Below are 26,231 nucleotides of genomic sequence, written 5' to 3' on the forward strand. Positions count from 1 at the left end.
GATTAGCGGTCCACGTCTGACATAACAAAATCGATACTACCGAGGTAAACGATCAAGTCGGATACCAGGCTGCCGCGGATCACCGATGGGATCTGCTGCAGGTGCGGGAAGCTTGGCGTACGCACGCGGGTGCGGTAGCTCATGGTGCTGCCATCGCTGGTCAGGTAGTAGCTGTTGATCCCTTTGGTCGCCTCGATCATCTGGAAGGATTCGTTGGCCGGCATGACGGGGCCCCACGACACCTGCAGGAAGTGAGTGATCAGGGTTTCGATGTGTTGCAGCGTGCGCTCTTTTGGCGGCGGCGTGGTCAGCGGGTGATCTGCTTTGAACGGGCCTTCCGGCATGTTTTTCAGACACTGTTCCAAAATACGCAGTGACTGCCACATCTCTTCCATTTTCAGCTGAACGCGGGTGTAGGCATCACTGATGCCAGCGCCAACCGGGATCTCGAAATCGAAGTTTTCATAGCCTGAGTATGGACGCCATTTACGCACGTCGAAGTCCAGACCGGTGGCACGCAGGCCAGCGCCGGTGGTGCCCCACGCCAGTGCTTCATCCATGTTGTAGGCGGCCACACCTTGTGAACGGCCCATCAATACGGTATTGCGCAGTGCCGCTTTGTCATACTCTTTCAGACGCTTTGGCATCCAGTCGAGGAATTCACGCAGCAGACGCTCCCAACCTTTCGGCAGGTCATGTGCCACGCCGCCAATGCGGAACCAGGCGGGATGCATACGGAAACCGGTAATCGCTTCGACCACGTCATAAATTTTCTGACGGTCGGTAAAGGCGAAGAACACTGGCGTCATTGCGCCGACGTCCTGAATAAAGGTGGAGATGTACAGCAAGTGGCTGTTGATGCGGAACAGCTCAGACAGCATCACGCGGATCACGTTAACGCGATCCGGCACGGTGATACCGGCCAGTTTTTCTACCGCCAGCACGTAAGGCATTTCGTTCACGCAGCCGCCGAGATACTCGATGCGGTCGGTGTACGGAATGTAACTGTGCCAGGACTGACGCTCGCCCATCTTCTCAGCACCACGGTGGTGGTAACCGACATCCGGTACGCAGTCGACGATCTCTTCGCCATCCAACTGCAGGATGATACGGAATGCACCGTGCGCAGAGGGGTGGTTAGGACCCAGGTTGAGGAACATAAAGTCCTCATTGGTGGTACTGCGCTTCATGCCCCAGTCTTCAGGCTTGAAGGTCAGCGCCTCCATCTCCAGATCTTCTTTCTGTTTAGTCAGTTCAAACGGATCGAATTCGGTCGCACGCGCCGGGTAATCTTTGCGCAGCGGATGGCCTTCCCAAGTCTGTGGCATCATGATGCGCGTCAGGTGCGGGTGGCCATTGAAGGTGATACCAAACATCTCCCAGGTTTCGCGCTCATACCAGTTGGCATTGGCGAAGATTTTGGTGATGGTTGGCACATTCAGATCGTTTTCAGACAACGCCACCTTGAGCATGATGTCGCGGTTGCGTTCAATCGAAAGCAGGTGATAGAAAACGGAAAAATCCGCGGCAGGTAAGCCTGCGCGGTTAGTACGTAAACGCTCATCGAAACCATGTAAGTCATAGAGCATGACATACGGCTTCGGCAGCTTACGCAGGAACTCGACAATTTCCAGTAACTGTTCACGCTTCACCCAGACCACCGGAATGCCAGTGCGGGTGGCCTGAACGGTAAAGGCATCCGGCCCAAAACGGTTACGCAGCTCGCCGACCACTGGATCGTCCAGGTGATCGCGGGTTTGCCATGACGGCTGTGCGAGATCTTGCGTGGTTAAATCTGTCATACGTTACTCACCATTCCGGCCTGTTATCAGGCACTCAAAAGAAGGCGTCAGGATGGCGGCACACATTAAATTGTGATGTTCTGCTGCGGCCGCTGTGCCATCCGTGTACGGGAAGCTTAGACTTCGTCTGGCGTTCTCAGGTTAGTCACGGCAATGCGCTCGCCGCGTTTTCTTTCACGCTCTGGCTGCATATTGGCGCGATAAACACCCTGATCACCCACCACCCACGACAGTGGACGGCGCTCTTTACCAATGGACTCACGCAGCAGCAGCAGCGCTTGCATGTAGGCTTCTGGACGCGGCGGACAGCCAGGGATGTACACGTCGACAGGCAGGAATTTATCCACGCCCTGTACCACGGAATAGATGTCGTACATACCGCCCGAGTTCGCACAGGCGCCCATTGAGATCACCCACTTTGGTTCCAGCATCTGGTCATACAAACGCTGAATAACCGGCGCCATTTTGGTAAATGGCGTACCGGCGATCACCATAAAGTCAGCCTGACGTGGAGAGGCACGCATAACTTCCGCACCAAAACGCGCCACGTCATGCACCGCAGTGAATGACGTGGTCATTTCCACGTAGCAACAGGAAAGGCCGAAGTTATAAGGCCAGAGAGAGTTTTTACGACCCCAGTTCACCATGTCATGCAGGGCGTGTTCGAGCTTGCCCATATAGACGCTGCGATGAACGTGCTGCTCCAGGGGATCGGTCACGATCTCCTGTTTCTGCAAAGGATAACGATCGTTATCACCGCCGCCGTTCGGGTCTACGCGTGTCAGCGTGTAGTCCATGTTATAGCCTCGCTTTTACTGCTTATGAGGGTTGGTGTGGTTGTGACTAACCGGGATTGATTTGACCACGACGCGACGACGCGCAGGGGCCCAATCCAGCGCACCAATGCGCACCAGATAAACCAAGCCAGCCAAGAGCACCAAAATGAAAATTGCGGCTTCGACAAAGCCCACCCAGCCGCTTTCGCGGATTGAGGTCGACCATGCGTATAAATAGAGGGCTTCGACGTCGAAAATTACGAAGAACATCGCAACCAGATAGAATTTAGCGGAGAGGCGTATATGGGTATCACCAACGGATTCGATACCCGATTCAAACGGGGTGTCTTTGTGACGCGCTCGTGCACGGCCACCTAACAGCCAACCACCGGTCAACATAAAGGCACACAGGCCAAACGCGATAACAATAAAAACAATAAATGCCCAGTGATGAGCGATCACTTCTGTAGTTGTCGACATACTCTTTGCTTACTCATCAAAAGTGGCGTTGGCATCCTGCACTGTTGCAGCAAACACACCACATCGATTCAAGGGAAGGATAAAAACCTTATAAACCATGCTGTCATTATCAAATAAGCAGCACTTTTATGGGGTTTTTTACTCCTTTCTATAACCTTTTGTCAACTTTGACAAAAGCATTCAAACATTAATTAACACCAGCATCATATTATTAACAAATGAACCCCTTCATGCCAGCTAAATCGCTTCAGTTTGTGAGGTTAATTTCAGTGTAGCGGGTATTCACATGCATGGATCGTGCATTTAACAATCATATTTTGACAGGTCTTGCGGGGATTTCCCCCCCCTTAGAGGGGGTATTTTTTTGATCTAAGACACAGAATGGTGTTTTTTGCCGGAAAAAACGCCGATCGGTACAGGCAGATGCCCTGGAAAAGATGGCACGGAATGATAAAAACGTTCTACCTTGATTAAAAATGGAACGCATTTCATTTTTCTGGAAAGCGAGGAAATTATGTGGGGTCAATCGCGTCGAAAAATGCAAATTAATACGCATAAAAAAAGCCTTAGCTGACAATCATCAGTCTAAGGCTTTTTTTTCTAAGTTTTAACAATTGAACGGCATTCCATTTGCGAGGAATGGCCCGTTATTGTCATCCTTACTCTTCGTCATCCAGCAACAGAGAACCGTCTGGATTTGCACTCAGATTGTAAGGATCATTGGTCGACTGCATCGCATTGAAGATGGCCAGTGCCAGTTCGTTATCGCTGTCTGGATTGCGGCATAACAGATACTGCGTGTCCGGCAGAACCGGCAGACCTTCCGCCGCACCCATAACACGCAATTCTGGGCTCATCATCTCAACAGGACGCGCCGTGACACCTAAACCGGCTTTAACGGCAGCACGCACCGCAGCCAGCGTTGAGGCAACATAAGAGATGCGCCAAGGGATACCCGCTTCGTTGAGATGGTCAATCGCCATGTCACGATAAGGGCTTGGCTCATCCAGCAGAACCAAAGGAATGGCTTCGCCGCGCTGGAAGATGTAATCCGCCGCGCAGTACCACAGAGTCGGTGATGTACGCAGGACTTGATAGGTGAAATTACCGGGACTGGACGTGGTGACCACCAGATCAACTTCACCCTGGTTCAGCATTTCCATCATGAACGGGTTGCGCTTAACACGCACATCAATGGCCAGCTTTGGATACACCGACGTTACGCGGTTAAGCAGGAACGGCAGAATGGTATCGGAAGTATCATCAGAGGCACCGATAGTCAGTACGCCCTGGATATTGCTGTACATCAAAGAGGTGCAGGCTTCGTCGTTAAAACGAAGGATCTTTCTGGCATAGCCCAGCAACTGGATGCCATGCTCCGTCAGCAGTTTATTACGTCCATGTCTGGCAAACAGCTCTTTACCTACCAATTGTTCCAGACGTTGCATCTGCTGACTTACTGCCGATTGCGTTCTGCATACTGCTGCAGCTGCTGCCGCAAAGGTATTCAGGTCAGCAACAGCGACAAAAGTACGAAGCAGATCGAGGTCGAGATTCAGTATCGGACGATTTGCATTAGTCATGTTTTTTCTTCACTTATAAGATTTTTTAAAACTACTACCCTGGTGTATTACCCTACTTATCAAAGAGATAAGAGGTAATGGTGCTTAATGGCAGCCCTGTGTGGAGGATGCCATGAAAAAAACGTGTCAGGCGGATACCGACGGATAAGTCACTCTGCAAACAGAGCAGCGCCGTCTATTTAAGACAGAACAACTTCTGGTCCGAAGACGTATGTCGTACAAGTGCTGGAAGCTGCGTAGTTGTCTATTTTCCCGCAAAAAGGCCCTGCGGGTCAAAAAGGGATAACATCATGTTATGCTGATGCGAAGCGGTAAAGTGCATCAAATAATAAATTATACTTAATCATTTTTACGCTTTAAAGGGAAATGTTTTTGTTCAAAACATCGCAATTTTTGACCAAAACGCTTTTCCAGCCTATCCTGCCACAACCCTGCGCGTTTTTTAACCACCCCGATTCTGAAACCCCGTACCAGGCGTTAAAGTTACAGTACAAATGCTATTTAAGACGCAATTACCGCCTGAATCATTCACTTGTTAGCGCCTCATTCTGCTGTGAAAAAGTGAATAAGAATGCACTGCATACCCTGACACCAGTTATTGCTTCAACGCCGGTGCACACTTCTTCGGCATCCAACAAGATTCCTTTAACTATTTCATCATGTGGCTAATGAATTTTCGCACAGGATGTGAATAAAAAATTTCTTAATCACCTGCTTTACCTATGGATAACGCGCTTTACAGCGGCTATCAGTTTGCCCAGAATTTAATATCACACTTACTTAAGTTTGCAGACTTATAAACCAGACCAACACGCAACAGATGCGTTTTACTCCACGTACACCGGGAATAACTGGCAAACTCGCCAAAACCCAGCGCTACCCTTCTTTTGTGACGATGAGAGGAGTAAATTGGGCAGGTTTGTTTTTGGTGGCAGGTTAAAGGACTCTGCCCATTAAGGCGGTAATAATGAATTTTCAAATTGATAAATCTGGCAAGCTGGAAAATGTCTGTTATGACATCCGTGGTCCGGTACTGAAAGAAGCGAAGCGTCTTGAAGAAGAAGGTAACAAAGTCCTCAAACTGAACATCGGTAACCCTGCCCCGTTTGGTTTTGAAGCCCCTGATGAAATCCTGGTCGATGTGATTCGTAACCTGCCAAGTTCGCAGGGTTATTGTGATTCAAAGGGACTGTACTCGGCGCGTAAAGCGATCATGCAGCACTACCAGGCGCGAGATATGCGCGATGTTACCGTTGAAGATATCTACATTGGTAACGGTGTGTCTGAGTTGATCGTGCAGGCGATGCAGGCGTTGCTTAACAGTGGCGATGAAATGCTGGTTCCGGCCCCGGATTATCCCCTGTGGACCGCGGCCGTATCCCTGTCGAGCGGTAAAGCGGTGCACTATTTGTGCGACGAGTCTGCGGGTTGGTTCCCTGACCTGGATGATATTCGTAGCAAAATCACGCCGCGTACGCGTGGCATCGTGATCATCAATCCCAACAACCCGACCGGTGCGGTGTATAGCAAAGAACTGCTAATGGAAGTGGTTGAGATTGCGCGTCAACACAATCTGATTATTTTTGCCGACGAAATCTACGACAAGATTTTGTATGACGAAGCACAGCACCATTCGATTGCTGCGCTGGCACCGGATCTGCTGACGGTAACATTTAATGGCTTGTCCAAAACCTACCGCGTGGCCGGCTTCCGCCAGGGCTGGATGGTGTTGAACGGTCCGAAAAAGCATGCCAAAGGCTACATCGAAGGCCTGGAGATGCTGGCATCGATGCGTCTGTGTGCCAACGTCCCGGCTCAGCATGCCATTCAGACTGCGCTGGGCGGTTATCAGAGTATCAGCGAGTTTATTGCACCGGGCGGTCGTTTGTACGAACAGCGCCAGCGTGCCTGGGAGTTGATTAACGACATTCCGGGCGTGAGCTGCGTTAAGCCACAAGGTGCGTTGTATATGTTCCCACGCATCGATCCTAAGAAATTCAATATCTTTGATGACCAGAAGATGGTGCTGGATTTCCTGCTGCAAGAGAAGGTGCTGCTGGTTCAGGGTACTGCCTTCAACTGGCCATGGCCGGACCACGTGCGCATCGTAACGCTGCCGCGCGTTGATGACCTTGAAATGGCCATCAGCAAGTTTGGTCGCTTCCTGCAAGGCTATCGCCAGTAATAGGTGATGCGTATACCCAAAATAATTCGAATTGCAGAAAGGCGGCAAGTGGGTGAATCCCCAGGAGCTTACATGAGTAAGTGACTGGGGTGAGCACACGCAGCAAACGCAGCTGCGGTTCGAAGTATGACGGGTATATACTGTTTTTATTTCGGGGAGTGTAGAACTCCCCGCCGTGCAACAGGAATCCGTCATGACCCGTAGCCACTTTTTCGCCCACCTCTCCCGCCTCAAACTGATTAACCGTTGGCCGCTGATGCGCAATGTGCGCACCGAGAATGTCTCTGAACACAGCCTTCAGGTCGCGATGGTGGCGCATGCCCTGGCGATCATTAAAAACAAGAAGTTCAACGGTAATCTCAACGCGGAACGTATTGCGATGCTGGCGCTCTATCACGATGCCAGCGAAGTCTTAACCGGTGATTTACCAACGCCAGTGAAGTACTACAATGCACAAATCGCCCACGAATATAAGAAGATAGAGAAGATTGCGCAGCAAAAGCTGATTGATATGCTGCCGCCCGAATTGCAGGATGCCTATCGCCCCTTAATTGATGAGCATTTACACAGCGAAAGTGAGCAGGCAGTGGTGAAACAGGCGGATGCGCTTTGCGCCTATGTGAAATGCCTGGAAGAGTTATCGGCAGGTAATAACGAATTCTTGCTGGCGAAGGCGCGTCTGGAGAAAACCCTGTCGCAACGCCGCTCACCTGAGATGGATTACTTTGTGGAAGTCTTTATTCCTAGCTTCAGCCTGTCGCTGGATGAGATTTCGCAGGATACGCCGTTGTAAAGACGGGGCAGTAAAGGCTTTAGGATTGCCAATTGGGCGATGACGCCGATTGAGGCTGCATAAGGGCTGGCGGTCCTCGCGCCGCTCACGCGGTGCCTTCACTTCACTCGTCTGCCTTACGGACCGGTGCCGATGGAACATCCATGTTCCAGCGCCACCTTTCGCCCGCGTCCTGCGGGCTCTCCTGGCATCCTCATTCCATTCAGCGCTGCGGATTGCCTGCCCTTATGCAGCCCCAGTCGGCTTCTCAACTTATGTGCGTATTTTAGGGGCACGCGAAATTAAGCGTTGAGAGAAAGTGTAAACGTACCATTCTGGTCGATTGTCACCACCAGCGGTTCCAGGGTTTTTACCTGGTAAGTGACTTCATGCAAGCGCGGTGCATCTGCCGGGGCATTCACCGCCACCACCGTGCTACCCGCTTCCAGACCGGCAATAATCCCTGCTGGCGCATCTTCAACCACCACGCATTCGCTGGCGGCCAGGCCCAGGCGTTCGGCACCCAGCAAATAGGGTTCCGGGTTGGGCTTGCCGTGTTTGATATTCTCCGCCGTAATAAAGACTTCTGGCATCGGCAGCCCGGCAGCCTTATGTCGCGCATGCGCCACCGGAATCGAGCCCGATGTCACGATCGCCCAAGGAATATGCAGCTCATTCAAGGTCGCCAGCAGCGCTTTCGCCCCAGGGATAGCTTGAACCCCTTCGGTATCCTCCGCTTCCAGACGCTCAAGCCAGAGGAACTCGGCTTGAATTGCCTCTTCAGACTGGCCAGCCATAAAGTGGCGCAGTGAATTGATGGCGGGTTTGCCGTGTATGAAGTCCAGAACCTCTTCCGCTGCGATACCGTGGCGTTCGCCCCACAATGACCATGAGCGAATCACCACAGGCAATGAATCCACCAATGTACCGTCTAAATCAAACAGAAAACCTCTGTACTTCACACGCTGCTCCTTATTCAGGCATTGAGAATCTGCGCAATTTCATTCGCGCTAAGATGATACTGACGCGGACAAGTGTGCCACACTGCCAGCATACGTTGGTATTTTTCCCACATCGGGGTTTGCGCATTGAAGCCGTGCGAGCCGGAATCGAAATGGGTATAGCGCCCTTCCACATTCACCATAAAGCGCACATAGCCGAGATAGCGCGCTTCGGTTGCGGCATCAAAACCGAGAAACGCCAAACGGCGCTCTTCGAGGGTATGAGGTTCTTTCAGGTTCGACCAGGAAACATGCAGTGCGTGGTGCATTTCCATAATGTCGATAAGCTGGCGACAGGTTGCTTCGGTTAATTCGCCGAACTCTTTATCCAGTTCGCGCAGTTGCAGCCCGTAACCACGTTCAATAATGGTTTGATAACGACGATAGCGCTCGGCGTTATCCGGCTCCAGCATGGCCATCATTTTGTACTGATTGGAAAGGATGAGTCGCTGTGCGTGGGTCATTTCCATGGTTCTCTCCCGGGCTATTACGGCCGCTTAAGATTTAAACGATGTAGAAATGATTACACAAGGAAAGTGATGCGTGTGCGTTCACACCACTTTTCTTTGATTTAGACCGGGATCAAGCACACATTCTCTGCGTAAGCGTAGCGTGCATCTATCAAAGATCGTCCAGGAAAGTACGATCGAGTTGCTTAAATGCCCGTTTGAGCACGTCTGCCAATGCCTGATAGGTGGGCTTGCCATCAACCGGTGCGATAGCCTGACCCGCCTCTTCCAGTTTACTCCGCACTTCGTGGAACCAGTGCAGCAACGTGGGGGGTAATGGTGTGACTGAGCGTTTACCCAACCACCACAACCCTTGCATCGGTAAACTGCAGGCAAAGAGCGCAGTCGCGATCGCCGGGCCGAGCTGGCCGCCCATGGCGATTTGCCATGTCAGGGTAAAAATCGCTAAAGGTGGCATAAAGCGAATGGCAAAACGGGTTGCCGTCACCACACGATTTTCAGGGAACATTGGCGCCAAGCGTTTGTCGGCTGGCCAGGTCTTCATGTAGTGCTGGCCGCGCTGAAATAAGCCGAACCAGCCTGGATTACTTGCATCATTCGCCATGATAGACCTCAACTAATTCTGTAATGTTTAAAATAAACTGATAACTACACAACTTTACGTGACACGCTTCAAAAATTTTTGTCTTTGCGGGTGACACCAGATATTCTGACGCCGATTTAGCAACATTACCGGAAGCTTCAGCTCAATTAAAGAGCGGTTTAGAGCCATGTTTCGCTAAGCGGATTTCAAAAATCTGCGTAAAATTACCAAAATTTTTTTGCATGTCGGTCTCTTTTTGACTACCGCATGATGTTAATCATTAATCTACCAGCATTCATGGGCTACGCTGTTAGTCTGATTGCGTTATTTTTAGCCACTATTTAATCAATAGGTACTTCCATGTCGACGAAGTTAGTACTGGTTCTGAACTGCGGCAGCTCCTCTTTAAAGTTTGCCATCCTTAACCCTGCTACCGGTGACGAATACTTGTCAGGTCTGGCAGAGTGTTTCCATTTACCTGAAGCACGTATCAAGTGGAAACTGGAAGGCAGCAAACAGGAAGCTCCTCTGGGCGCAGGCGCGGCACATAGTGAAGCCCTGAACTTCATCGTTAAATCCATTCTGGCACAAAAACCAGAGCTCTCGGCACAAATCGCTGCAATCGGCCATCGTATTGTTCACGGCGGCGAGCAGTTGACTCAATCTGTCATCATCGACGAATCCGTGGTTCAAGGCATCAAAGATGCTTCATCTTTTGCCCCGCTGCATAACCCGGCGCATTTGATCGGCATCGACGAAGCCATGAAGAACTTCCCGCATCTGTCGGATAAGAATGTGGCGGTTTTTGATACAGCATTCCATCAGACAATGCCGGAAGAGTCCTATCTTTATGCACTGCCGTACAAATTGTACAAAGAGCACGGCGTCCGTCGCTATGGCGCACACGGTACCAGTCACTACTATGTGACGCAGGAAGCCGCAAAAATGCTTAACAAGCCGGTTAATGAGCTGAACATCATTACCTGCCACTTGGGCAACGGCGGTTCTGTTGCGGCAATCCGCAATGGTCAGTGCGTGGATACCTCAATGGGTTTGACCCCGCTGGAAGGCCTGGTGATGGGAACTCGTAGCGGCGATATCGATCCCGCTATCGTGTTCTTCTTGCATGACGCACTGGGCATGACCGTTGACGCAATCAACAAGTTGTTGACCAAAGAGTCAGGCCTGTTAGGTCTGACCGAAGTCACCAGCGATTGCCGCTATGTTGAAGACAACTACGCGACCAAAGAAGATGCCAAGCGTGCGATGGATGTGTTCTGCCACCGCCTGGCGAAATACATCGGTAGCTACACTTCACTGATGGAAGGCCGTCTGGATGCCGTGGTCTTCACCGGCGGTATTGGTGAAAATGCGGCAATGGTGCGTGAGCTGTCACTGGCGAAACTGGGCCTGTTGGGCTTCGAAGTGGATCACGAGCGCAATCTGGCGGCACGCTTCGGCAAGTCTGGCTTTATCAACAAAGAAGGCACTCGCCCGGCTGTGGTGATCCCAACCAACGAAGAGTTGGTCATCGCCCAGGACGCCGCGCGTCTCACTGCCTAACCACACTTCTCTCCGTCAGCCCAGGCTGACGGAGTTGTTTTAGCTCGTCTGCAACACCTGAGAGGTTTCTATAGTGTCACGTACAATCATGCTCATCCCCACCGGCACCAGCGTCGGCCTGACCAGCGTCAGCCTCGGCGTGATCCGTGCCATGGAGCGCAAAGGCGTCCGCCTGAGCGTGTTCAAGCCAATTGCCCAGCCACGTGCGGGCGGCGATGCGCCCGATCAGACCACCACCATCATCCGTAAAAACTCCGCCATTCCTGCCGCTGAACCGCTGCAGATGTCGCGCGTTGAGTCGCTGCTGGGTTCAAACCAGCAAGACGTGTTGATGGAAGAGATCATCGCTAATTACCATGCCAATGCTCAGGATGCTGAAGTGGTACTGGTAGAAGGTTTAGTGCCGACGCGCAAGCACCAATTCGCTTCCGCGCTGAACTATGAAATCGCCAAAACCCTGAATGCTGAAATTGTCTTTGTCACCGCACTGGGTAACGATTCCCCTGCTCAGCTGAAAGAGCGTATCGAACTGACGCAAAGTAGCTTCGGCGGCAGCAAGAACAAAAATATCACCGGCGTGATCATCAATAAACTGAATGCGCCCGTGGATGAGCAAGGCCGTACCCGCCCTGACCTGTCTGAAATCTTTGATGACTCAACCAAAGCCAATATCGCCAATATCGATCCTAAGCAGCTGTTTGCCAACAGCCCGCTGCCTATTCTCGGCTGCGTGCCATGGAGCTTTGATCTGATTGCGACTCGCGCCATCGACATGTGCCGCCATCTGAATGCAGACATCATCAACGAAGGTGAGATCCAGACGCGTCGCGTGAAATCCGTGACATTCTGTGCCCGTAGTATCCCGCACATGCTGGAGCATTTCCGCCCTGGCTCACTGCTGGTGACATCGGCTGACCGTCCTGATGTGTTGGTGGCAGCTTGCCTGGCCGCGATGAACGGCATTGAGATTGGTGCGGTGCTGCTGACCGGCGGTTACCAGATTGAAGCGCCGATCGCGCGCCTGTGCGAACGTGCCTTCCAGACTGGCCTGCCAGTGTTTATGGTGAAAACCAACACCTGGCAGACCTCCCTTAGCCTGCAGAGCTTCAATCTGGAAGTGCCGGCGGATGATACCCAACGCATTGAGAAAGTGCAGGAGTACGTCGCCAGCTACATCGATGCAGACTGGGTTGAATCACTGACGTCCACCTCTGAACGCAGCCGCCGCCTGTCACCTCCGGCATTCCGTTATCAGCTCACCGAACTGGCGCGCAAAGCGGGCAAACGTATCGTGCTGCCAGAAGGCGACGAGCCGCGCACCGTAAAAGCGGCCGCGATTTGTGCCGAGCGCGGCATTGCCTCTTGTGTACTGTTGGGCAATCCGGATGAGATCCAGCGCGTTGCCGCTGCTCAGGGCGTTGTTTTGGGCCAAGGCATTGAGATTGTCGATCCTGAAGTGGTACGTGAAAACTATGTGCCGCGCCTGGTTGAGCTGCGTAAGAGCAAAGGCATGACCGAAGTGGTTGCGCAGGAGCAGCTGGAAGATAACGTGATGCTCGGCACCATGATGCTGGAGCGGGGTGAAGTGGACGGTTTGGTGTCTGGTGCGGTTCACACCACGGCCAACACCATTCGTCCGCCGTTGCAGTTGATCAAAACCGCACCGAACAGCTCGCTGGTCTCTTCCGTCTTCTTCATGCTGCTGCCGGAGCAGGTGCTGGTTTACGGCGACTGCGCCATCAACCCCGACCCGAATCCAGAGCAGCTGGCAGAAATCGCCATTCAGTCCGCCGACTCCGCCAAAGCCTTTGGCATCGATCCACGTGTGGCGATGATCTCTTACTCCACCGGTAACTCAGGTGCAGGTAGCGACGTTGAGAAAGTACGTGAAGCCACGCGTATCGCTCAGGAAAAACGTCCTGACCTGGTGATTGATGGTCCACTGCAGTATGACGCCGCTATCATGGAAGACGTGGCCAAATCTAAAGCGCCAAACTCCGCGGTTGCGGGTCGTGCGACCGTGTTCATCTTCCCGGATCTGAACACCGGTAACACCACTTACAAAGCGGTACAGCGTTCTGCAGACCTGATCTCCATCGGGCCGATGCTGCAAGGCATGCGTAAGCCAGTCAATGACCTGTCTCGTGGTGCCCTGGTGGATGACATTGTCTACACCATCGCGTTGACCGCGATTCAGTCACAGCAGGCAGAAGGCTAAGGCTTTCTCCCCTGAGAAAAATATATACCCAAAATAATTCGGGTTTCAGGAAGGCGGCAAGTGCATGAATCCTCAGGAGCTTACTGAAGTAAGTGACTGAGGTGAATGCACGTAGCCAACGCACCTGCAACTTGAAGTATGAAGGGTATAAAGGCGCCTTTCGGCGCCTTTATTTCATCCTAGTGACCCGTCCTGAATAGCGTTGACACATTTTACTCACCCACTGAGGAAGATGTGATGAACCAGTATGTTAAACGCACGCAACGCGATTACCCTCTATCCTTTAAATTATCTGTCGTTGAGCAAGTCGAAAAAGGCGAAATGACCTATCGCCAGGCACAAGACCGCTATGGTATTCAGGGCAGCCACACCGTCCTGAACTGGCTCAGAAAATACGGTCAACTCGACTGGCTCACACTCCCTTCTGTAAGAAATTGTGGAGCCAATATGCCGGAAACGCCCCTGACGCCTGAACAGCGGATTAAAGAACTGGAACAGCAGCTGGCTGAATCTGAAGTCAAAGCCCAGTTCTTTGAGGCCGTCGTAAGGGTGATGAATACTGAGTTCGGAGCCACACTGACAAAAAAGCAGTTAACTTCCTTATCACGCAAGCACAAACACCGAAACTGACAGTGACGCGAGCCTGCCGGTTGATGGGGTTCAGCCGGCAGGCGTGGTATCAGTTTCTGAAGCGGGAAGAAGACAGAGAGCAACAAACCCGACATATCGTGCAGCAGGTGGTCGCCATCCGCCTGCATCAACCCCGGCTGGGTACTCGTAAGCTCCATCATCTGCTGTGGCGACAGCCGGAGGCGGCGTCACATGTGGGGCGTGATCGCCTGTTCCAGATACTGCGTAGCGCCCGGCTTCTGATAGTCCCTGAGCGGGCATATCATAAAACGACCCATAGTCATCATCGTTTTTATCGCCACCCCAATTTGCTGAAAAGCGGTGTAAATCAGGTGAAAGCCAGCCGCCCGGAACAGGTGTGGGTGGCCGATATCACTTATCTCCCGTTGCGGGAGGGAACAGCCTATGTCAGCCTGGTAACAGATGCCTGGTCGAGAAAAATAGTGGGATATCATGTCCATGACAGCCTGCATGCCCGGCACGTTGCCTGCGCGTTCAGGATGGCGCTGGGGAGCAGACGGACATCGCTTCCGCTGGTCCATCACTCAGACAGGGGCATCCAGTACTGCTCTGAGGAATATCAGGCGTTGCATAAACGACACGGCATCATGTGCTCAATGACGGATGGTTACGACTGTTACCAGAATGCGCTGGCAGAACGGGTAAACGGGATATTAAAAACGGAATATCTGCTCGTGAAGCCGGAGGATATAGAACAGGCAAGAACGATGGTCAGAGAGTCAGTAGAAATCTACAACACGCAACGGCCTCATATGTCGCTACAATACAAAACGCCCGATGAAGTTCATCGGGCGTTAGATAACTGAAAAGTGTCAACCTATACCAGGACTAGTCATAGCTAAGCTAAATTCAGGACTGGCTACGCGTGGCATCGCTGTTGCGGCTCAGCCATAGCGATACAGCCTTCAGCGAATCATCGGTGAATTCATCACAGCGCGCGGTAATTTCCTCCGGCGTCATCCAAAACACCTCATCCACCTCCTCTTCCTGCATGGCAAACGGGCCATGAGAAACGCAGCTGAACAATCCACCCCAAACGCGGCAGTGTTGGTCTTCGAAGTAGAATTTACCGTGTTCGGCAAAGGGTACAGCGGCGATACCGAGCTCTTCTTCCGCTTCACGGCGCGCGGATTCCAGCAGGTCTTCACCACTCTGCACGACACCACCTGCGGTGGCATCCAGCATACCCGGCATGAAGTCTTTGATTTCCGTGCGACGCTGCACCAGAATTTTACCCATACCATCATGCACCACGATATAGGTAGCACGATGGCGCAGATTCTGCGCACGCATCTGCGCACGGCTGGCCTGCGCAATGACCTCGTTCTCTTCACTAACGATATCAACCCACTCGATACCGTTATCTGCCGTTTGATCCACCATCCGTAACCCTTTCTGTTTTCGGCGTGCCCAGCACGCGCCTGTTTGCGATGCCTTATTAGAATGTGCGGTAAGGTAAAGCGTTCTTTTGGCCTCCGCAAGGCTCTTCGTGCTTAGCGCGATTTACCTGATTCGGACAACCATAGCTGGACGGATGCACGCTGCCACTGGAACTCGGCATAATGCTGCAATTTCACTGGCAGCATATCGCCATGTAACGCCAGGCGGTTAATCATCACCGCCAGGTCGGTATCCGCAATAGACCACTCGCCAAACAGGTTTTGCTGCCCTTCCGGCAACAGACGCTGTACCGCGGCAATCAGCTTGCTCGCGGCCTGCTCTCCTGCCGCCGACAACGGCGCAAACCGTTCCCCCGCAAACAGCACCTCAGTGGGACGTTCGGCGCGCAGTGCCATGAGATCACTGCGCAACCACGCCTGCACTTCACGTGCATGGGCACGCTTTTCACGGTCACGCGGGTAGAGACGCTCAAATTCCGGCGCAGGAAAACGCTCTTCAAGATATTCCGCAATCGCCGAAGATTCATTGAGGACCAGGTCATCAATTTGTAGCGTAGGCACACGGCAGGTCAGCGACAGAGCACGATAGTCATCATCAAGCTGCGCATTCTGCGACAAATCCACTCGCTTTAAGGTGAATGGGATACCTTTCTCAGTGAGTGCAACATAAACCGACATCGCATAGGGGCTGAAAAAGGACGCATCGGTCCACAAGGTGATAGTGGGATAATTCATCGGATGCCTCAAATAAGCGTCAGGTGTGCTTCCTGTTTACCGATTTTTATCTGCTAAGGCAATGGTGTGCTGGTCGGATCTTTATCCTTAAGACCAGCGCAGACTTTCCCTTTTTCTTCATTAGCGTAAGCCGGGTCACGCTACACCTGCGCTTCTCTTCTATGCTCAATTCTGAGCAGAAAATAAATTACAAGGAGGCTCACAATGCACCTGCTTATTACCGGCGGCACCGGCCTGATTGGTCGCCACCTGATTCCTCGCCTGCTATTGCTCGGACATCAGGTTAATGTTGTGACTCGTGATGTCGCCACAGCGCGCGAGAAACTCGATCCACGCGTATCACTCTGGTCTGGCATCAACCAGCAATCCGACCTCAACGGCATTGATGGCGTTATTAACCTGGCAGGCGAACCTATCGCCGACAAACGCTGGACCGAACAACAGAAGCAGCGGCTGTGTGAAAGCCGCTGGCAGATCACCGAACAGATTGTTTCGCTGATCCATGCCAGCAGCCATCCACCGCATTTTTTAATCTCCGGCTCTGCCACCGGCTTTTACGGTGATACCGGCGATCTGGTGCTGACTGAAGACGATCCCGGGCACGATGAGTTCACTCATGCCCTGTGCGCCCGCTGGGAGCGCCTGGCTATGAACGCACAGAGTGAACAGACTCGCGTCTGCTTGTTGCGCACTGGGGTGGTACTGGCAGCAGAAGGCGGTGCGCTGGCAAAAATGAAGCTGCCTTTTAAGCTGGGCGTAGGTGGCCCGTTAGGCAGTGGTAAGCAGTATTTGCCGTGGATCCACATTGATGATCTGGTGAACGCCATCATCTGGTTGATTGATAATAATGACCTGAATGGCCCGTTTAATATGGTGGCACCTTATGCGGTGCGTAATGAGCAGTTTGCCGCGACCCTGGGCCACGTGATGCATCGCCCGGCATTTATGCGCACACCCGCCAGCGCCATCAAACTGATGATGGGTGAATCGGCCGTGTTGGTGCTGGGTGGGCAACATGTGTTACCGAAACGGCTGGAGGAGTCCGGCTTTGGCTTCCGCTGGTACGATTTACAGGAAGCCTTGCAGGATGTGGCGGGATGAAATGACCCGGTGCGTAGCTCTACGCACCGGGCTTGCTTCAACTGCGCTGCTCCGCAACGCGTGATTTCACGACTTTCTCTTCACGGGTATGCCCCGGCTGCGGCACGCGAATGATGAAGGTCAACACGCCGGCAAACACATACAGTGCGGTGTAGGCCCACACTACCCCCACAATATCGAAGAACGGCAGCATCACTGACGCGATGGCGGGTGCGACAAAATTACTCAGACCCGCCGACAGGTTGTAAATCGACACCGCCGCGCCTTTATGATGGGGTTCCAGCGTGGGGAACACCGCCGTCATGGGCACAAACGCCGCCACAAAAATGCCCAACATTACCGCAGGGATCAGCGCCACCCAGAAGTTATGCCCGACATACAGCGGCAGGTAGTAGAACATTAAACTGGAGATGGCCATACCAAGGCAGCCAAACCAGCGCACCTGACGGATCCAGCCCAGTTTCTCGCCGGTAATACCCCAGAAGATGTTGGTGAAGATGGTGACAAAGAAGAATACCGCCCAAATCTGCAGCCACTCAGAGATGGTGAAGCCGAGACGATCGACAAACAGCAACGGCATGATGATGGCAAAACCAAACAGCGACAGCGTGTTGATGATGCGGATCAGGCAAGCGTAGAACACATGCTGATTGGTGAACAGAATGGTCACCGCACGCGACATCTCCGTCATTTTGTCACGCATCGGCAGGTTGACACGGGAGCGATCCACCGGCACATTGCGCAGACTAAAGTACGCCAGCACACCGCCGCAGGCCACCCAGATGATCGCCAGCCATAACGTCCCCGTTTCACCCAGCATCGGAATGGTCAGACTTGGCAGATAACTGCCGACCACGCCGATACCTACAGAATACATCGCCCAGAACCAGCCCGTGGCGGCCGCCAGTTTCTCGCGCGGTAATACCTGCACCAGCATCATCATAAACGAGTAGATAAACAGCGGATAAGCCAGCCCGCGAATACCGTAGAACAGCACCATCAAGGGGTAGTTGCGCAGGCCGAGACCCAGCGTCATAAACAGCGCATGCATCACAATCCACAGCACAAAACCGATCATCATCGCGCGCTGCGGGGTGATCAATTCGGCCACCACACCGGATGCCCAGGCCGCCAGCGCGGCCGCCAGGCCGTAGAAAGTAAACACCAGCGCAGACTGCGCAGGCGAGAAGCCCATATCGGTAATATGGCGTGACAGGAACGCCATTTCGAAGCCATCACCCGCCATGAAAATCGCGATAGCGAGGAAGCCCCAAAACATCTTCTTCGGTAAGCCAAACCAGTATTCGTTCGATTGCATCACCATCATCCTCTGTTCGTTATGCAGGCAGCAACTGGCGCACCCATTGCTGTTGAATGTAGAGTTCGCGGAACGCACGCAGCCGCTGTTGCAGCATTCCAGCTTGCGCCGTATCGGGCTGATAACGCGCCTGCACAGCCGGTTTCAGGCACACCTCATGTTCGTACCCACCATCCGCCAGCCATGCCAGACGCGCGGCACCCAGCGCGCCCGAGGCACTGGCTGGATGGGTCACTATCGGCAGTTGCAGCACATCAGCAATCAGTTGCGCCCACAACGTGCTGCGCGCGCCACCGCCGGTCAGACTGCATTGTTGAATCTGATGCTGGGCATCACCCAACACGGCGAGACCATCCGCCAGTCCAAACGCCACGCCTTCAATCACGGCATAACCTAATAGGGCACGAGGGGTTTCGTGGCGCAGATTAAAGAAGGAACCCGATGCATCGGGATCGTTGTGCGGAGTCCGCTCACCGGAAAGGTAAGGCAGAAAAAGCGGTGCCTGACGTCGCTGTTCAGCCGTGAGCTGTGCCATCTCCTCCATTAACTGACTTTCGCTGACCGCCAGTAGATTACACAGCCAGCGCAGGCAACTGGCTGCACTGAGCATCACGCTCATCTGATGCCAGCGTCCCGGCAGCGCATGGCAGAAAGCATGCACGCCGGATTGGGGATCAGCCTGTAAACGGTCATTCACCACGAAAATCACACCGGAGGTGCCCAACGAAATAAAAGCATCGCCGGGATTAACCGCCCCGACACCCACCGCGGATGCGGCATTGTCGCCACCACCGCCCGCCACCGTCACCGACGTGGACAAGCCCCACTCACTCGCCAACGCCGGTTTCAGACTGCCGCTGACGGCGCTGCCTTCCACCAGTTCTGGCATCTGTGCACGCGTCAGGCCGGTGATCGCCAGCAGTTCATCAGACCAGTCACGCTGCGCCACATCGAGCCACAGCGTGCCGGCGGCATCGGAAGGTTCACTGACAAAATGCCCGGTGAGACGCCAGCGCAGGTAATCCTTCGGCAACAACACCTTATCGATTCGACTAAAGACCTCTGGCTCCTGCTCTGCCACCCAGCGCAATTTTGGCGCGGTGAAACCCGGCATGATCATATTGCCGCTGATCGCCATCATCTGCGGATAGCACTTGCGTAGCACCTCACACTGTGCGGCACTGCGCGTGTCGTTCCACAAGATGCAAGGACGCAGCACCTTGCCGTCAGCGTCCAGCAGCACCGCACCATGCATCTGGCCCGATAAGCCGATGGCGCGCACCGCTGACCATGCCGCCGGTGACTGCTGCCGTAAACCGGCCAGCACCTCGGTGCAAGCTTGCCACCAGCGTTCGGGATCCTGTTCTGCCCAGTGCGGATGCGGGCGTTGCACACTCAAGGTTGCGTGCTGTGATGCCACGATTTCACCCTGCGTGTTGATGATCAGAGCCTTGAGTTCAGAGGTGCCAATATCGATACCGAGATACATAGTGCGCCCCTTACACCGCAGCCAGTTCGGGCTGTTTCAGCCACTGCTGCAACCCTTCGACACGGCGAGCAACTAATGCGTGAAACGCCTTATCGTTGGCCAGTTCCGCAAACAGCGCGCTATCACTGAGGAAAGCCTGCAATGGATCGCTGCTGGCAAACTGTTGACGCAACGCATCAGCCTGCAGTGCACCGTCCTGGTAGGTGTAAGGCAGATCCTCTTTGGCCCAGCGCTGCATAAACAGGAAGAACAGTGCCGGAATGGCTGCCGTTGCTGTGGGCTGTACACCACGCTGGTAGCATTCGCGCAGCGTCGGCGTCACCATGCCTGGAATCTTCGATAAGCCATCAGCGCCGACACGCTGATTGGTGTCTTTGATATAGGGATTGCTAAAGCGAGCCAGCACCACATCGCGGTAATCGGCCAGATCCAGAGGGCTGGGTGACAGTGAAGGGATCACATCCTGGGTTACATAGTCGTGTGCCAGTTGGTAGATCGCCGGATGACGCGTGCTGTCATCGATATAGTTGAGACCGATCAGCGTGCCTGCCCAGGCAATCGCCGCATGGGTGGCATTGAGGATGCGGATTTTTGCCTCTTCCCAAGGCAGTACCGACTCCACCAGCTCCACGCCGACGTTTTCGAGCGCCGGGCGACCCGCAATAAAGTCATCCTCGATCACCCACTGAATAAAGGATTCTGCCATCACCGCCGCACCATCCTGCTTACCGGTGGCGGCTTTGACTCGCTCCGCCACATCTGGTGTTGGGCGGGGTGTGATGCGGTCCACCATGGTGTTCGGCGAAGTGGTGTGAGTACGCACCCAATCAGCCAGTGCGCTGTCGCCTTTGGCGGTCAGAAAGGCCAGGAACCCCTCTCGGAAGCGTTCACCGTTGTGACGCAGGTTGTCGCAGTTGAGTAGCGTTACCGCTGTCCCGCCCTGCGCCACTCGCTGCGTCAGGATGCGGCTGAGTGCACCGTAAATCGTCCGAATATCGCCGCCGAGATCGGCCTGCACATCCGGCTGGCTGAGATCCAGCTGATGCTCTGGCGTCAGATAATAGCCCGCTTCGGTCACGGTGAAACCAATCACGCGCGTTTCAGGCTGAGCGCCCTGCAGCACCAGCGCACTGATTTCGCTATCCCACGGCAGGATTTTGCGCAAAGAGGTGATGGTCTCGTAGGCTCGCTCGCCATCCGGCGTTACGGTTTCGAGCACATACTCTCCCTGCTGTGCCGCAAGCTGGTTCAGCAGTGGCACCGCATCATTGCGAATGTTACCCAGCGCAATGCTCCAACTGTCATCGCCCTGCTCACGCAATTTGTGCAGATACCACGCCTGATGTGCCCGATGAAATGATCCCGCGCCGATGTGCATCCACACTGATTGATTGGTCATAATCGCCTCAATTAAACATTTGCCACAAGAAAGGGCATTTGCCCGATGTCGCGTAGCATAGGCTGCCATCCGACGATCGATCTGCGAACCGCATCACAATTAATACTTTTGCTCTTTTTTAGGGCTTTTGCTCAGTTAGTGCTTTTCGTAAAACACGCGCTAAGATGACGCATCAGTTTTAACGGAACCGCGTAATGAGCAGAGAAGAGAAAAAACAGGAGCTGGCCGCACGTGCCGCGTGGATGTATTACGTGGCGGGCGTGACGCAACAGGAGATCGCTCAGGCATTAGGCATCTCACGTCAGGTGGCTCAGCGCCTGGTGTCCAGCGCGCGTGAGATGGGAATGGTAAGTGTAAAGATCGATCATCCAGTCACGCACTGTCTGCAACTGGCGCGTGAGGTGCAGGAGAAGTTTGCGCTGGATTTATGCCGGGTGGTGCCATCGGCGAACTTAAATGATGACGCCATTCAGCAGATGCTGGCCGTTGAAGGTGCGACGGTGATGTCGCAGTTTATCAATGAGGAAGCGCCACAGGTGTTCGGTATTGGTTCTGGTAAAACCCTGCGCTCAATGATTGATGCGCTGCCATGGGTGGATCGTCCACAACATCAGTGCGTTTCCATGATTGGTGCGATTGCACGCGATGATTCCGGTACACGTTACGACGTGCCGTTGAAGATGGCCGAGAAAATGCAGGGCAAATACTTTTTCATTCCTGCACCGCTGTACGCAGACACGCCGCAAGACAAGGCAATGTGGGTTCAGCATCAGGTGTATCAGCGCGTCACCGATCGTGCCTTGCAAGCAGATGTGGCGTTTGTCGGCATAGGTGAAGTGATGCCCGGCTGTCCGTTAAATGCCGAAGGTTTTATCACCGATACCCAGGTTGAAGCGCTCAATGCGCGTGGTGTGGTCGGCGAGATGCTGGGACATTTTTTCAACCAACAGGGTGAGCGCGTATGGGGAGAAACCGATGATTTGCTTACCAGCGTCCTGCTTGAGAGTCAGACCGAGCGCAAAATCATCGGATTCTCTGGCAGCGAGCGTAAGTACCCGGCGATTCGTGCCGCGTTACAGGGTGGCTGGGTGTCGGGATTGGTGACGGATGAAGATACGGCGCTGAAGCTGTTGCGGGAGTGACTCATTGCGGCGGGACGGAGCGGCGCGATTTATCGCGCGGGTTTTCATGCCGGCGCATCTGCCAGGTGCGCATAAATACGTCAACAAAACCAATGCCACCCTCTGCCAGGTGCGCATAAATGCGCACCCTAAGTGACCTGTAGGGTCGCCATTTATGGCGACCTGGTAGCATTATTTCAACGATCCCTTCAGGAATTGCTGTAAACGTGGGCTTTTCGGGTTGCTAAACAGTTCATCTGGCGAGCCCTGCTCTTCAATCTTGCCCTGATGCAGGAAAATCACATGATTAGAGACATGGCGCGCAAACTCCATTTCATGCGTCACCACCACCATGGTTTTCCCCTCTTCGGCCAGCTTCTGCATGATACGCAGAACCTCGCCCACTAACTCAGGGTCGAGCGCAGAGGTCGGTTCATCAAACAGCAGCACCTCAGGTTCCATCGCCAACGCACGAGCAATCGAGACACGTTGCTGCTGCCCCCCGGAAAGATGCACCGGATATTTGGCGCGCGCACGTTCGTCAATGCCCACTTTATCCAGATATTTAATCGCCCGCTCACGCGCTTCCGCTTTGCTCAGTCCCAGTACCTGAATAGGCGCTTCGGTGACGTTATCCAGCACCGTCATGTGGCTCCAGAGATTGAAGTGCTGGAACACCATGGTCAGACGGGTACGCAGTGAGCGCAGTTGCTCTTTGTTAGAGACCTTCAGTTGGCCATCGGTGTCGCGCACCAGGTTGATCTGCTCATTGTTCACCGCAATAGTGCCTTCGCTCGGTTTCTCAAGGAAGTTAATGCAGCGTAAGAAGGTACTTTTCCCGGAACCGGACGAACCAATAATGCTGATCACATCGCCAGCATTGGCCTGCAGTGATACACCTTTCAGAACTTCGTGTTCACCGTAACGTTTGTGCAGTTCGGTCACGCTTAATTTGTTGTCAGCCATAGTGATACTCAATGCGATGAAGAAGGTTTCACGTGCGCCAGGAAGCGGCGTTCTGCTTTGCGGAACAGGCTAATCAGCACGTAAGAGATAATCAGATACAGCACCGCAGCGATGCCAAACGCGGTAAACGGCTGGTACGTTGCCGAGTTAATATCACGCGCAATTTTCAGCAGATCCGGCACCGTGGCGGTAAACGCCAGTGCGGTGGAGTGCAGCATCAGGATCACTTCATTACTGTAAGCCGGCAGTGCGGTACGCAGTGCCGACGGCAGGATAATGCAACGGTACATTTTGAACGGCGAGAAGCCATAAGCTCGGGCGGCTTCGATTTCACCGTGTGGCACAGCGCGAATCGCACCGGCAAAGATTTCAGTGGTATAGGCACAGGTGTTTAAGGTAAAGGCCAGCAGCGTACAGTTCAGACCGCTACGGAAAAAGGCGTTGAGTAACTCCGAACCTTTGACCACTTCCAGCGTGTACATGCCGGAGTAGAACACCAGTAACTGAACGTAGAGCGGTGTACCGCGGAATACATAAGTGAACAGCCAGACAGGTGTCGAAATAAAGCGGTTCGGTGACACACGGGCAATCGCCAGCAGCACCGCCATGGAACCCCCGATCACCACGGAGAGAATTAGCAACCACAGGGTAATGGCGACGCCAGTAAAACGGTAACCATCGGTCCAGAGCAGCTGTTTCCAATACTCTTGAATAATATCGATCATAGCTCTGCCCTTTTCACACCCACCGTGTAGCGACGTTCAAGCCACCACAGCACGCCATTAGACAGCGTGGTAAACACCAGATAAATCACCCCCGCGACAATCGCGAAGTAGAACGGCTGCCAGGTACTTTTCCCTGCCAGCTGCGTGGCTTTCACCACGTCTTCCAGCCCCAGCAGCGAAACCAGCGCCGTGGCTTTAAGGATAACTTGCCAGTTATTGCCAATACCCGGCAGCGCGAAACGCATCATCGCCGGGAACAGAATGCGGCGGAAGGTTTGCGAACCGGTGAAACCGAAAGCGGTTGCCGCTTCGATCTGCCCTTTAGGCACGGCGAGAAATGCACCACGGAAGGTTTCGGTGAAGTAAGCGCCGTAAATAAAGCCCAGCGTGATGATACCGGCCACCATCGGGTCAATATCAAACTGGTCCATACCTAATGCATCGGTCAGGGTGTTCAATGCGATCTGCAGTCCGTAGAAGATCAGCAGCATCAACACCAGGTCGGGTACCCCACGAATCAACGTGGTGTAGCCTTCGAAAATCATCGCCAGCAGGCGATTACGGGAGAGTTTGGCGCCAGCGCCAATCAAGCCGAGCACTACAGCCAGCACCACCGAGCTGAGTGCCAGCTCAAGGGTCACCAGGGTGCCTTTGAGGATTACTTCAGAATAGCCATACAGCATGGGTTCGATCCTGTCGTGAAGGAAAATAACAAACGCTGCCCAACTAACGGACAGTCCTGACCAGGATGTGAATCACAGGGTAGATGGCGGCAAGCGTATGAACCCCGGGAGTTTACATAAGTAAGCGCCCGGAGTGAATAGTTATGACCAACCCTGCTGCAAATCAATCATCAAGGTCAGAAAACAGGACAATTAATCGCCGTATACGTTGAAATCAAAGTACTTCTTAGCAATTTTGTCGTAGGTACCATCTTTACGCATGGCATCAAACGCTTTATCGATAGCGGCTTTCAAATCGGCATCATCTTTGCGCAGGCCCATACCGGTACCGACACCGAAGATTTTGTCATCTTTAACCGCTGGACCAGCAAACGCATAATCCTTACCGACTGGCTGTTTCAGGAAGCCTTCGCTCGCCTGCACTTCATCCTGGAAAGCCGCATCAATACGACCCGCATTCAGATCCTGATACACCAGATCCTGGTTCGCGTAAGGAGTGACGGTGACACCCTTTGGACGCCAGTTTTCATTGGCGTAGGTTTCCTGAGTGGTGCCCTGCAGCAGGCCAATGTTTTTGCCCTTCAAGGATTCAATGGTCGGTTGTAAATCTGACCCTTTTTTCGCGACTAAACGCGCGTTAGCTGCATACAGTTTTTCTGAGAAGGCGATCTCTTCCTGACGTTTCTCCGTGATAGAGAGAGAGGAGATGATGGCGTCAATTTTCTTCGCTTTCAGCGAAGGGATCAGCGCATCGAAATCGCTTTCAACGTAATTGCATTTAGTATGGATACGCTTACAAATTTCGTTCGCCAGATCGATGTCAAAACCCACTAACTGGCCTTGCGCATTTTTAGATTCAAATGGCGGGTAAGTCGGGTCAGTCCCGATACGCAGCGTCTTCGGTACTGCAGCGAACACGCTCGCAGCGCTGGTCATTGCCAGCAGCAGGGAAAGAGCCAGAACTCGCTTTTTCATAGGTAACCCTCAAGTAAGTGCTTATTGTTATATGGTGCGTGATGTGTGTTTGCGCTGAATGATTTGCAGGTTTCATGCCAGATATGCAAAACGGCTAAAGCCTGTTCAGACGCACTAAATACCGCGCCTTTTAGCGGCGCAAGCACTTAGTTTGTGAGGGAAATATAACAGCGGCGTGAGGAAGAAAAAGCGACATTGTTAACTTTTGGTGCACAAGATGCACGAAGAGTGATCG

Annotated in this window: 22 protein-coding genes and 1 pseudogene; 7 read left to right on the plus strand and 16 right to left on the minus strand. The window is 53.3% G+C overall.

Annotated elements, in window-relative coordinates; genetic code table 11:
* Nucleotides 1–2: 2 nt before the first annotated feature.
* The 4 genes from nuoC to lrhA all read right to left on the minus strand — a co-directional run bounded on the left by nuoC (nucleotide 3) and on the right by lrhA (nucleotide 4,641).
* The gene (gene nuoC / locus QMZ30_RS03785; protein ID WP_058969161.1) at nucleotides 3–1,802 is read right to left on the minus strand and encodes an NADH-quinone oxidoreductase subunit C/D; all 1,800 of its coding nucleotides are present in this window, start codon (nucleotides 1,800–1,802) and stop codon (nucleotides 3–5) included.
* 116 nt (nucleotides 1,803–1,918) lie between these two features.
* Nucleotides 1,919–2,599, minus strand: coding sequence for a NuoB/complex I 20 kDa subunit family protein (locus tag QMZ30_RS03790; protein WP_007889318.1), 681 nt, complete (start codon nucleotides 2,597–2,599; stop codon nucleotides 1,919–1,921).
* A 15-nt stretch (nucleotides 2,600–2,614) separates the two neighbouring features.
* A complete protein-coding gene (locus QMZ30_RS03795) occupies nucleotides 2,615–3,058 on the minus strand; it encodes an NADH-quinone oxidoreductase subunit A (RefSeq protein WP_034825074.1) in 444 nt (147 codons plus the stop codon).
* Between the two features lie 659 nt (nucleotides 3,059–3,717).
* On the minus strand, nucleotides 3,718–4,641 hold the full coding sequence (lrhA, locus tag QMZ30_RS03800) for a transcriptional regulator LrhA (protein ID WP_039336481.1): 924 nt from the start codon (nucleotides 4,639–4,641) through the stop codon (nucleotides 3,718–3,720).
* 967 nt (nucleotides 4,642–5,608) lie between these two features.
* Here lrhA and QMZ30_RS03805 point away from each other — a divergent pair.
* Nucleotides 5,609–6,826, plus strand: coding sequence for a pyridoxal phosphate-dependent aminotransferase (locus QMZ30_RS03805; RefSeq protein WP_039336479.1), 1,218 nt, complete (start codon nucleotides 5,609–5,611; stop codon nucleotides 6,824–6,826).
* 193 nt (nucleotides 6,827–7,019) lie between these two features.
* The gene (gene yfbR / locus QMZ30_RS03810) at nucleotides 7,020–7,619 is read left to right on the plus strand and encodes a 5'-deoxynucleotidase (RefSeq protein WP_283226459.1); all 600 of its coding nucleotides are present in this window, start codon (nucleotides 7,020–7,022) and stop codon (nucleotides 7,617–7,619) included.
* A gap of 281 nt (nucleotides 7,620–7,900) precedes the next feature.
* On the opposite strand, the gene QMZ30_RS03815 is transcribed toward yfbR, so the two are convergent.
* The 3 genes from QMZ30_RS03815 to yfbV all read right to left on the minus strand — a co-directional run bounded on the left by QMZ30_RS03815 (nucleotide 7,901) and on the right by yfbV (nucleotide 9,673).
* Nucleotides 7,901–8,560 (minus strand): sugar phosphatase, encoded by a 660-nt coding sequence (locus QMZ30_RS03815; RefSeq protein ID WP_283226460.1) that lies wholly within the window; start codon nucleotides 8,558–8,560, stop codon nucleotides 7,901–7,903.
* 14 nt (nucleotides 8,561–8,574) lie between these two features.
* Nucleotides 8,575–9,069: a YfbU family protein gene (locus QMZ30_RS03820; RefSeq protein ID WP_283226461.1), complete on the minus strand. Its 495-nt coding sequence runs from the start codon at nucleotides 9,067–9,069 to the stop codon at nucleotides 8,575–8,577.
* 151 nt (nucleotides 9,070–9,220) lie between these two features.
* On the minus strand, nucleotides 9,221–9,673 hold the full coding sequence (yfbV, locus tag QMZ30_RS03825; RefSeq protein ID WP_039336471.1) for a terminus macrodomain insulation protein YfbV: 453 nt from the start codon (nucleotides 9,671–9,673) through the stop codon (nucleotides 9,221–9,223).
* A gap of 339 nt (nucleotides 9,674–10,012) precedes the next feature.
* Here yfbV and ackA point away from each other — a divergent pair, with 339 nt between their 5' ends.
* The 3 genes and pseudogenes from ackA to QMZ30_RS03840 all read left to right on the plus strand — a co-directional run bounded on the left by ackA (nucleotide 10,013) and on the right by QMZ30_RS03840 (nucleotide 14,916).
* Complete coding sequence (ackA, locus tag QMZ30_RS03830) at nucleotides 10,013–11,215, plus strand: acetate kinase (protein ID WP_283226462.1); 1,203 nt, start codon at nucleotides 10,013–10,015, stop codon at nucleotides 11,213–11,215.
* Between the two features lie 73 nt (nucleotides 11,216–11,288).
* Complete coding sequence (gene pta / locus QMZ30_RS03835) at nucleotides 11,289–13,433, plus strand: phosphate acetyltransferase (protein WP_283226463.1); 2,145 nt, start codon at nucleotides 11,289–11,291, stop codon at nucleotides 13,431–13,433.
* Between the two features lie 237 nt (nucleotides 13,434–13,670).
* Nucleotides 13,671–14,916 (plus strand): annotated as a pseudogene (locus QMZ30_RS03840) (IS3 family transposase).
* Between the two features lie 17 nt (nucleotides 14,917–14,933).
* Here the strand turns inward: QMZ30_RS03840 and yfcD are convergent.
* Together yfcD and yfcF are read right to left on the minus strand one after the other, a co-directional pair.
* Nucleotides 14,934–15,467, minus strand: a complete 534-nt coding sequence (gene yfcD / locus QMZ30_RS03845) for an NUDIX hydrolase YfcD (RefSeq protein ID WP_039336465.1) — start codon at nucleotides 15,465–15,467, stop codon at nucleotides 14,934–14,936.
* 110 nt (nucleotides 15,468–15,577) lie between these two features.
* Nucleotides 15,578–16,219, minus strand: coding sequence for a glutathione transferase (gene yfcF / locus QMZ30_RS03850; protein ID WP_058969407.1), 642 nt, complete (start codon nucleotides 16,217–16,219; stop codon nucleotides 15,578–15,580).
* A gap of 204 nt (nucleotides 16,220–16,423) precedes the next feature.
* Between yfcF and QMZ30_RS03855 the strand changes: the two genes are divergently transcribed.
* Nucleotides 16,424–17,320, plus strand: a complete 897-nt coding sequence (locus QMZ30_RS03855) for a TIGR01777 family oxidoreductase (protein ID WP_283226464.1) — start codon at nucleotides 16,424–16,426, stop codon at nucleotides 17,318–17,320.
* 37 nt (nucleotides 17,321–17,357) lie between these two features.
* Here the strand turns inward: QMZ30_RS03855 and QMZ30_RS03860 are convergent, their stop codons facing one another.
* Genes QMZ30_RS03860 through dalD form a run of 3 tightly spaced genes read right to left on the minus strand, consistent with a single transcriptional unit; the run spans nucleotide 17,358 to nucleotide 21,526 of the window.
* Complete coding sequence (locus QMZ30_RS03860; protein ID WP_058969499.1) at nucleotides 17,358–18,638, minus strand: MFS transporter; 1,281 nt, start codon at nucleotides 18,636–18,638, stop codon at nucleotides 17,358–17,360.
* A 19-nt stretch (nucleotides 18,639–18,657) separates the two neighbouring features.
* Complete coding sequence (gene xylB, locus QMZ30_RS03865) at nucleotides 18,658–20,127, minus strand: xylulokinase (protein ID WP_283226465.1); 1,470 nt, start codon at nucleotides 20,125–20,127, stop codon at nucleotides 18,658–18,660.
* Nucleotides 20,128–20,137: 10 nt separating this feature from the next.
* Nucleotides 20,138–21,526, minus strand: a complete 1,389-nt coding sequence (gene dalD / locus QMZ30_RS03870; RefSeq protein WP_283226466.1) for a D-arabinitol 4-dehydrogenase — start codon at nucleotides 21,524–21,526, stop codon at nucleotides 20,138–20,140.
* A gap of 194 nt (nucleotides 21,527–21,720) precedes the next feature.
* Here dalD and QMZ30_RS03875 point away from each other — a divergent pair, with 194 nt between their 5' ends.
* Entirely contained in the window at nucleotides 21,721–22,668 is a 948-nt protein-coding gene (locus QMZ30_RS03875; protein ID WP_283226467.1) for a sugar-binding transcriptional regulator, read from the plus strand.
* A gap of 171 nt (nucleotides 22,669–22,839) precedes the next feature.
* Here QMZ30_RS03875 and hisP read toward each other — a convergent pair whose 3' ends face one another.
* The 4 genes from hisP to argT form a co-directional block, all read right to left on the minus strand.
* Nucleotides 22,840–23,613 carry a histidine ABC transporter ATP-binding protein HisP gene (gene hisP / locus QMZ30_RS03880; protein WP_283226468.1) on the minus strand — a complete coding sequence of 258 codons (774 nt, stop codon included), beginning with the start codon at nucleotides 23,611–23,613 and terminating at the stop codon, nucleotides 22,840–22,842.
* 8 nt (nucleotides 23,614–23,621) lie between these two features.
* Complete coding sequence (locus QMZ30_RS03885) at nucleotides 23,622–24,338, minus strand: ABC transporter permease (protein WP_058969417.1); 717 nt, start codon at nucleotides 24,336–24,338, stop codon at nucleotides 23,622–23,624.
* Entirely contained in the window at nucleotides 24,335–25,021 is a 687-nt protein-coding gene (locus QMZ30_RS03890) for a histidine ABC transporter permease HisQ (RefSeq protein ID WP_283226469.1), read from the minus strand. Before QMZ30_RS03890 ends, QMZ30_RS03885 begins: the two co-directional genes overlap by 4 nt.
* A 192-nt stretch (nucleotides 25,022–25,213) precedes the next feature.
* Nucleotides 25,214–25,996 (minus strand): lysine/arginine/ornithine ABC transporter substrate-binding protein ArgT, encoded by a 783-nt coding sequence (gene argT, locus QMZ30_RS03895; protein WP_039336448.1) that lies wholly within the window; start codon nucleotides 25,994–25,996, stop codon nucleotides 25,214–25,216.
* Between the last annotated feature and the right edge of the window lie 235 nt (nucleotides 25,997–26,231).

This window comes from Pantoea sp. EA-12 (genome assembly GCF_030053355.1).
Lineage (GTDB): Bacteria > Pseudomonadota > Gammaproteobacteria > Enterobacterales > Enterobacteriaceae > Pantoea > Pantoea vagans_C.

Excerpts from the sequence above, each read along its gene's own strand:
- nuoC (WP_058969161.1), bottom strand. The coding sequence starts at position 1,802 with ATGACAGATTTAACCACGCAAGATCTCGCACAGCCGTCATGGCAAACC.
- QMZ30_RS03790 (WP_007889318.1), bottom strand. The coding sequence starts at position 2,599 with ATGGACTACACGCTGACACGCGTAGACCCGAACGGCGGCGGTGATAAC.
- QMZ30_RS03795 (WP_034825074.1), bottom strand. The coding sequence starts at position 3,058 with ATGTCGACAACTACAGAAGTGATCGCTCATCACTGGGCATTTATTGTT.
- lrhA (WP_039336481.1), bottom strand. The coding sequence starts at position 4,641 with ATGACTAATGCAAATCGTCCGATACTGAATCTCGACCTCGATCTGCTT.
- QMZ30_RS03805 (WP_039336479.1), top strand. The coding sequence starts at position 5,609 with ATGAATTTTCAAATTGATAAATCTGGCAAGCTGGAAAATGTCTGTTAT.
- yfbR (WP_283226459.1), top strand. The coding sequence starts at position 7,020 with ATGACCCGTAGCCACTTTTTCGCCCACCTCTCCCGCCTCAAACTGATT.
- QMZ30_RS03820 (WP_283226461.1), bottom strand. The coding sequence starts at position 9,069 with ATGGAAATGACCCACGCACAGCGACTCATCCTTTCCAATCAGTACAAA.
- yfbV (WP_039336471.1), bottom strand. The coding sequence starts at position 9,673 with ATGGCGAATGATGCAAGTAATCCAGGCTGGTTCGGCTTATTTCAGCGC.
- ackA (WP_283226462.1), top strand. The coding sequence starts at position 10,013 with ATGTCGACGAAGTTAGTACTGGTTCTGAACTGCGGCAGCTCCTCTTTA.
- yfcD (WP_039336465.1), bottom strand. The coding sequence starts at position 15,467 with ATGGTGGATCAAACGGCAGATAACGGTATCGAGTGGGTTGATATCGTT.
- yfcF (WP_058969407.1), bottom strand. The coding sequence starts at position 16,219 with ATGAATTATCCCACTATCACCTTGTGGACCGATGCGTCCTTTTTCAGC.
- QMZ30_RS03855 (WP_283226464.1), top strand. The coding sequence starts at position 16,424 with ATGCACCTGCTTATTACCGGCGGCACCGGCCTGATTGGTCGCCACCTG.
- QMZ30_RS03860 (WP_058969499.1), bottom strand. The coding sequence starts at position 18,638 with ATGCAATCGAACGAATACTGGTTTGGCTTACCGAAGAAGATGTTTTGG.
- xylB (WP_283226465.1), bottom strand. The coding sequence starts at position 20,127 with ATGTATCTCGGTATCGATATTGGCACCTCTGAACTCAAGGCTCTGATC.
- dalD (WP_283226466.1), bottom strand. The coding sequence starts at position 21,526 with ATGACCAATCAATCAGTGTGGATGCACATCGGCGCGGGATCATTTCAT.
- QMZ30_RS03875 (WP_283226467.1), top strand. The coding sequence starts at position 21,721 with ATGAGCAGAGAAGAGAAAAAACAGGAGCTGGCCGCACGTGCCGCGTGG.
- hisP (WP_283226468.1), bottom strand. The coding sequence starts at position 23,613 with ATGGCTGACAACAAATTAAGCGTGACCGAACTGCACAAACGTTACGGT.
- QMZ30_RS03885 (WP_058969417.1), bottom strand. The coding sequence starts at position 24,338 with ATGATCGATATTATTCAAGAGTATTGGAAACAGCTGCTCTGGACCGAT.
- QMZ30_RS03890 (WP_283226469.1), bottom strand. The coding sequence starts at position 25,021 with ATGCTGTATGGCTATTCTGAAGTAATCCTCAAAGGCACCCTGGTGACC.
- argT (WP_039336448.1), bottom strand. The coding sequence starts at position 25,996 with ATGAAAAAGCGAGTTCTGGCTCTTTCCCTGCTGCTGGCAATGACCAGC.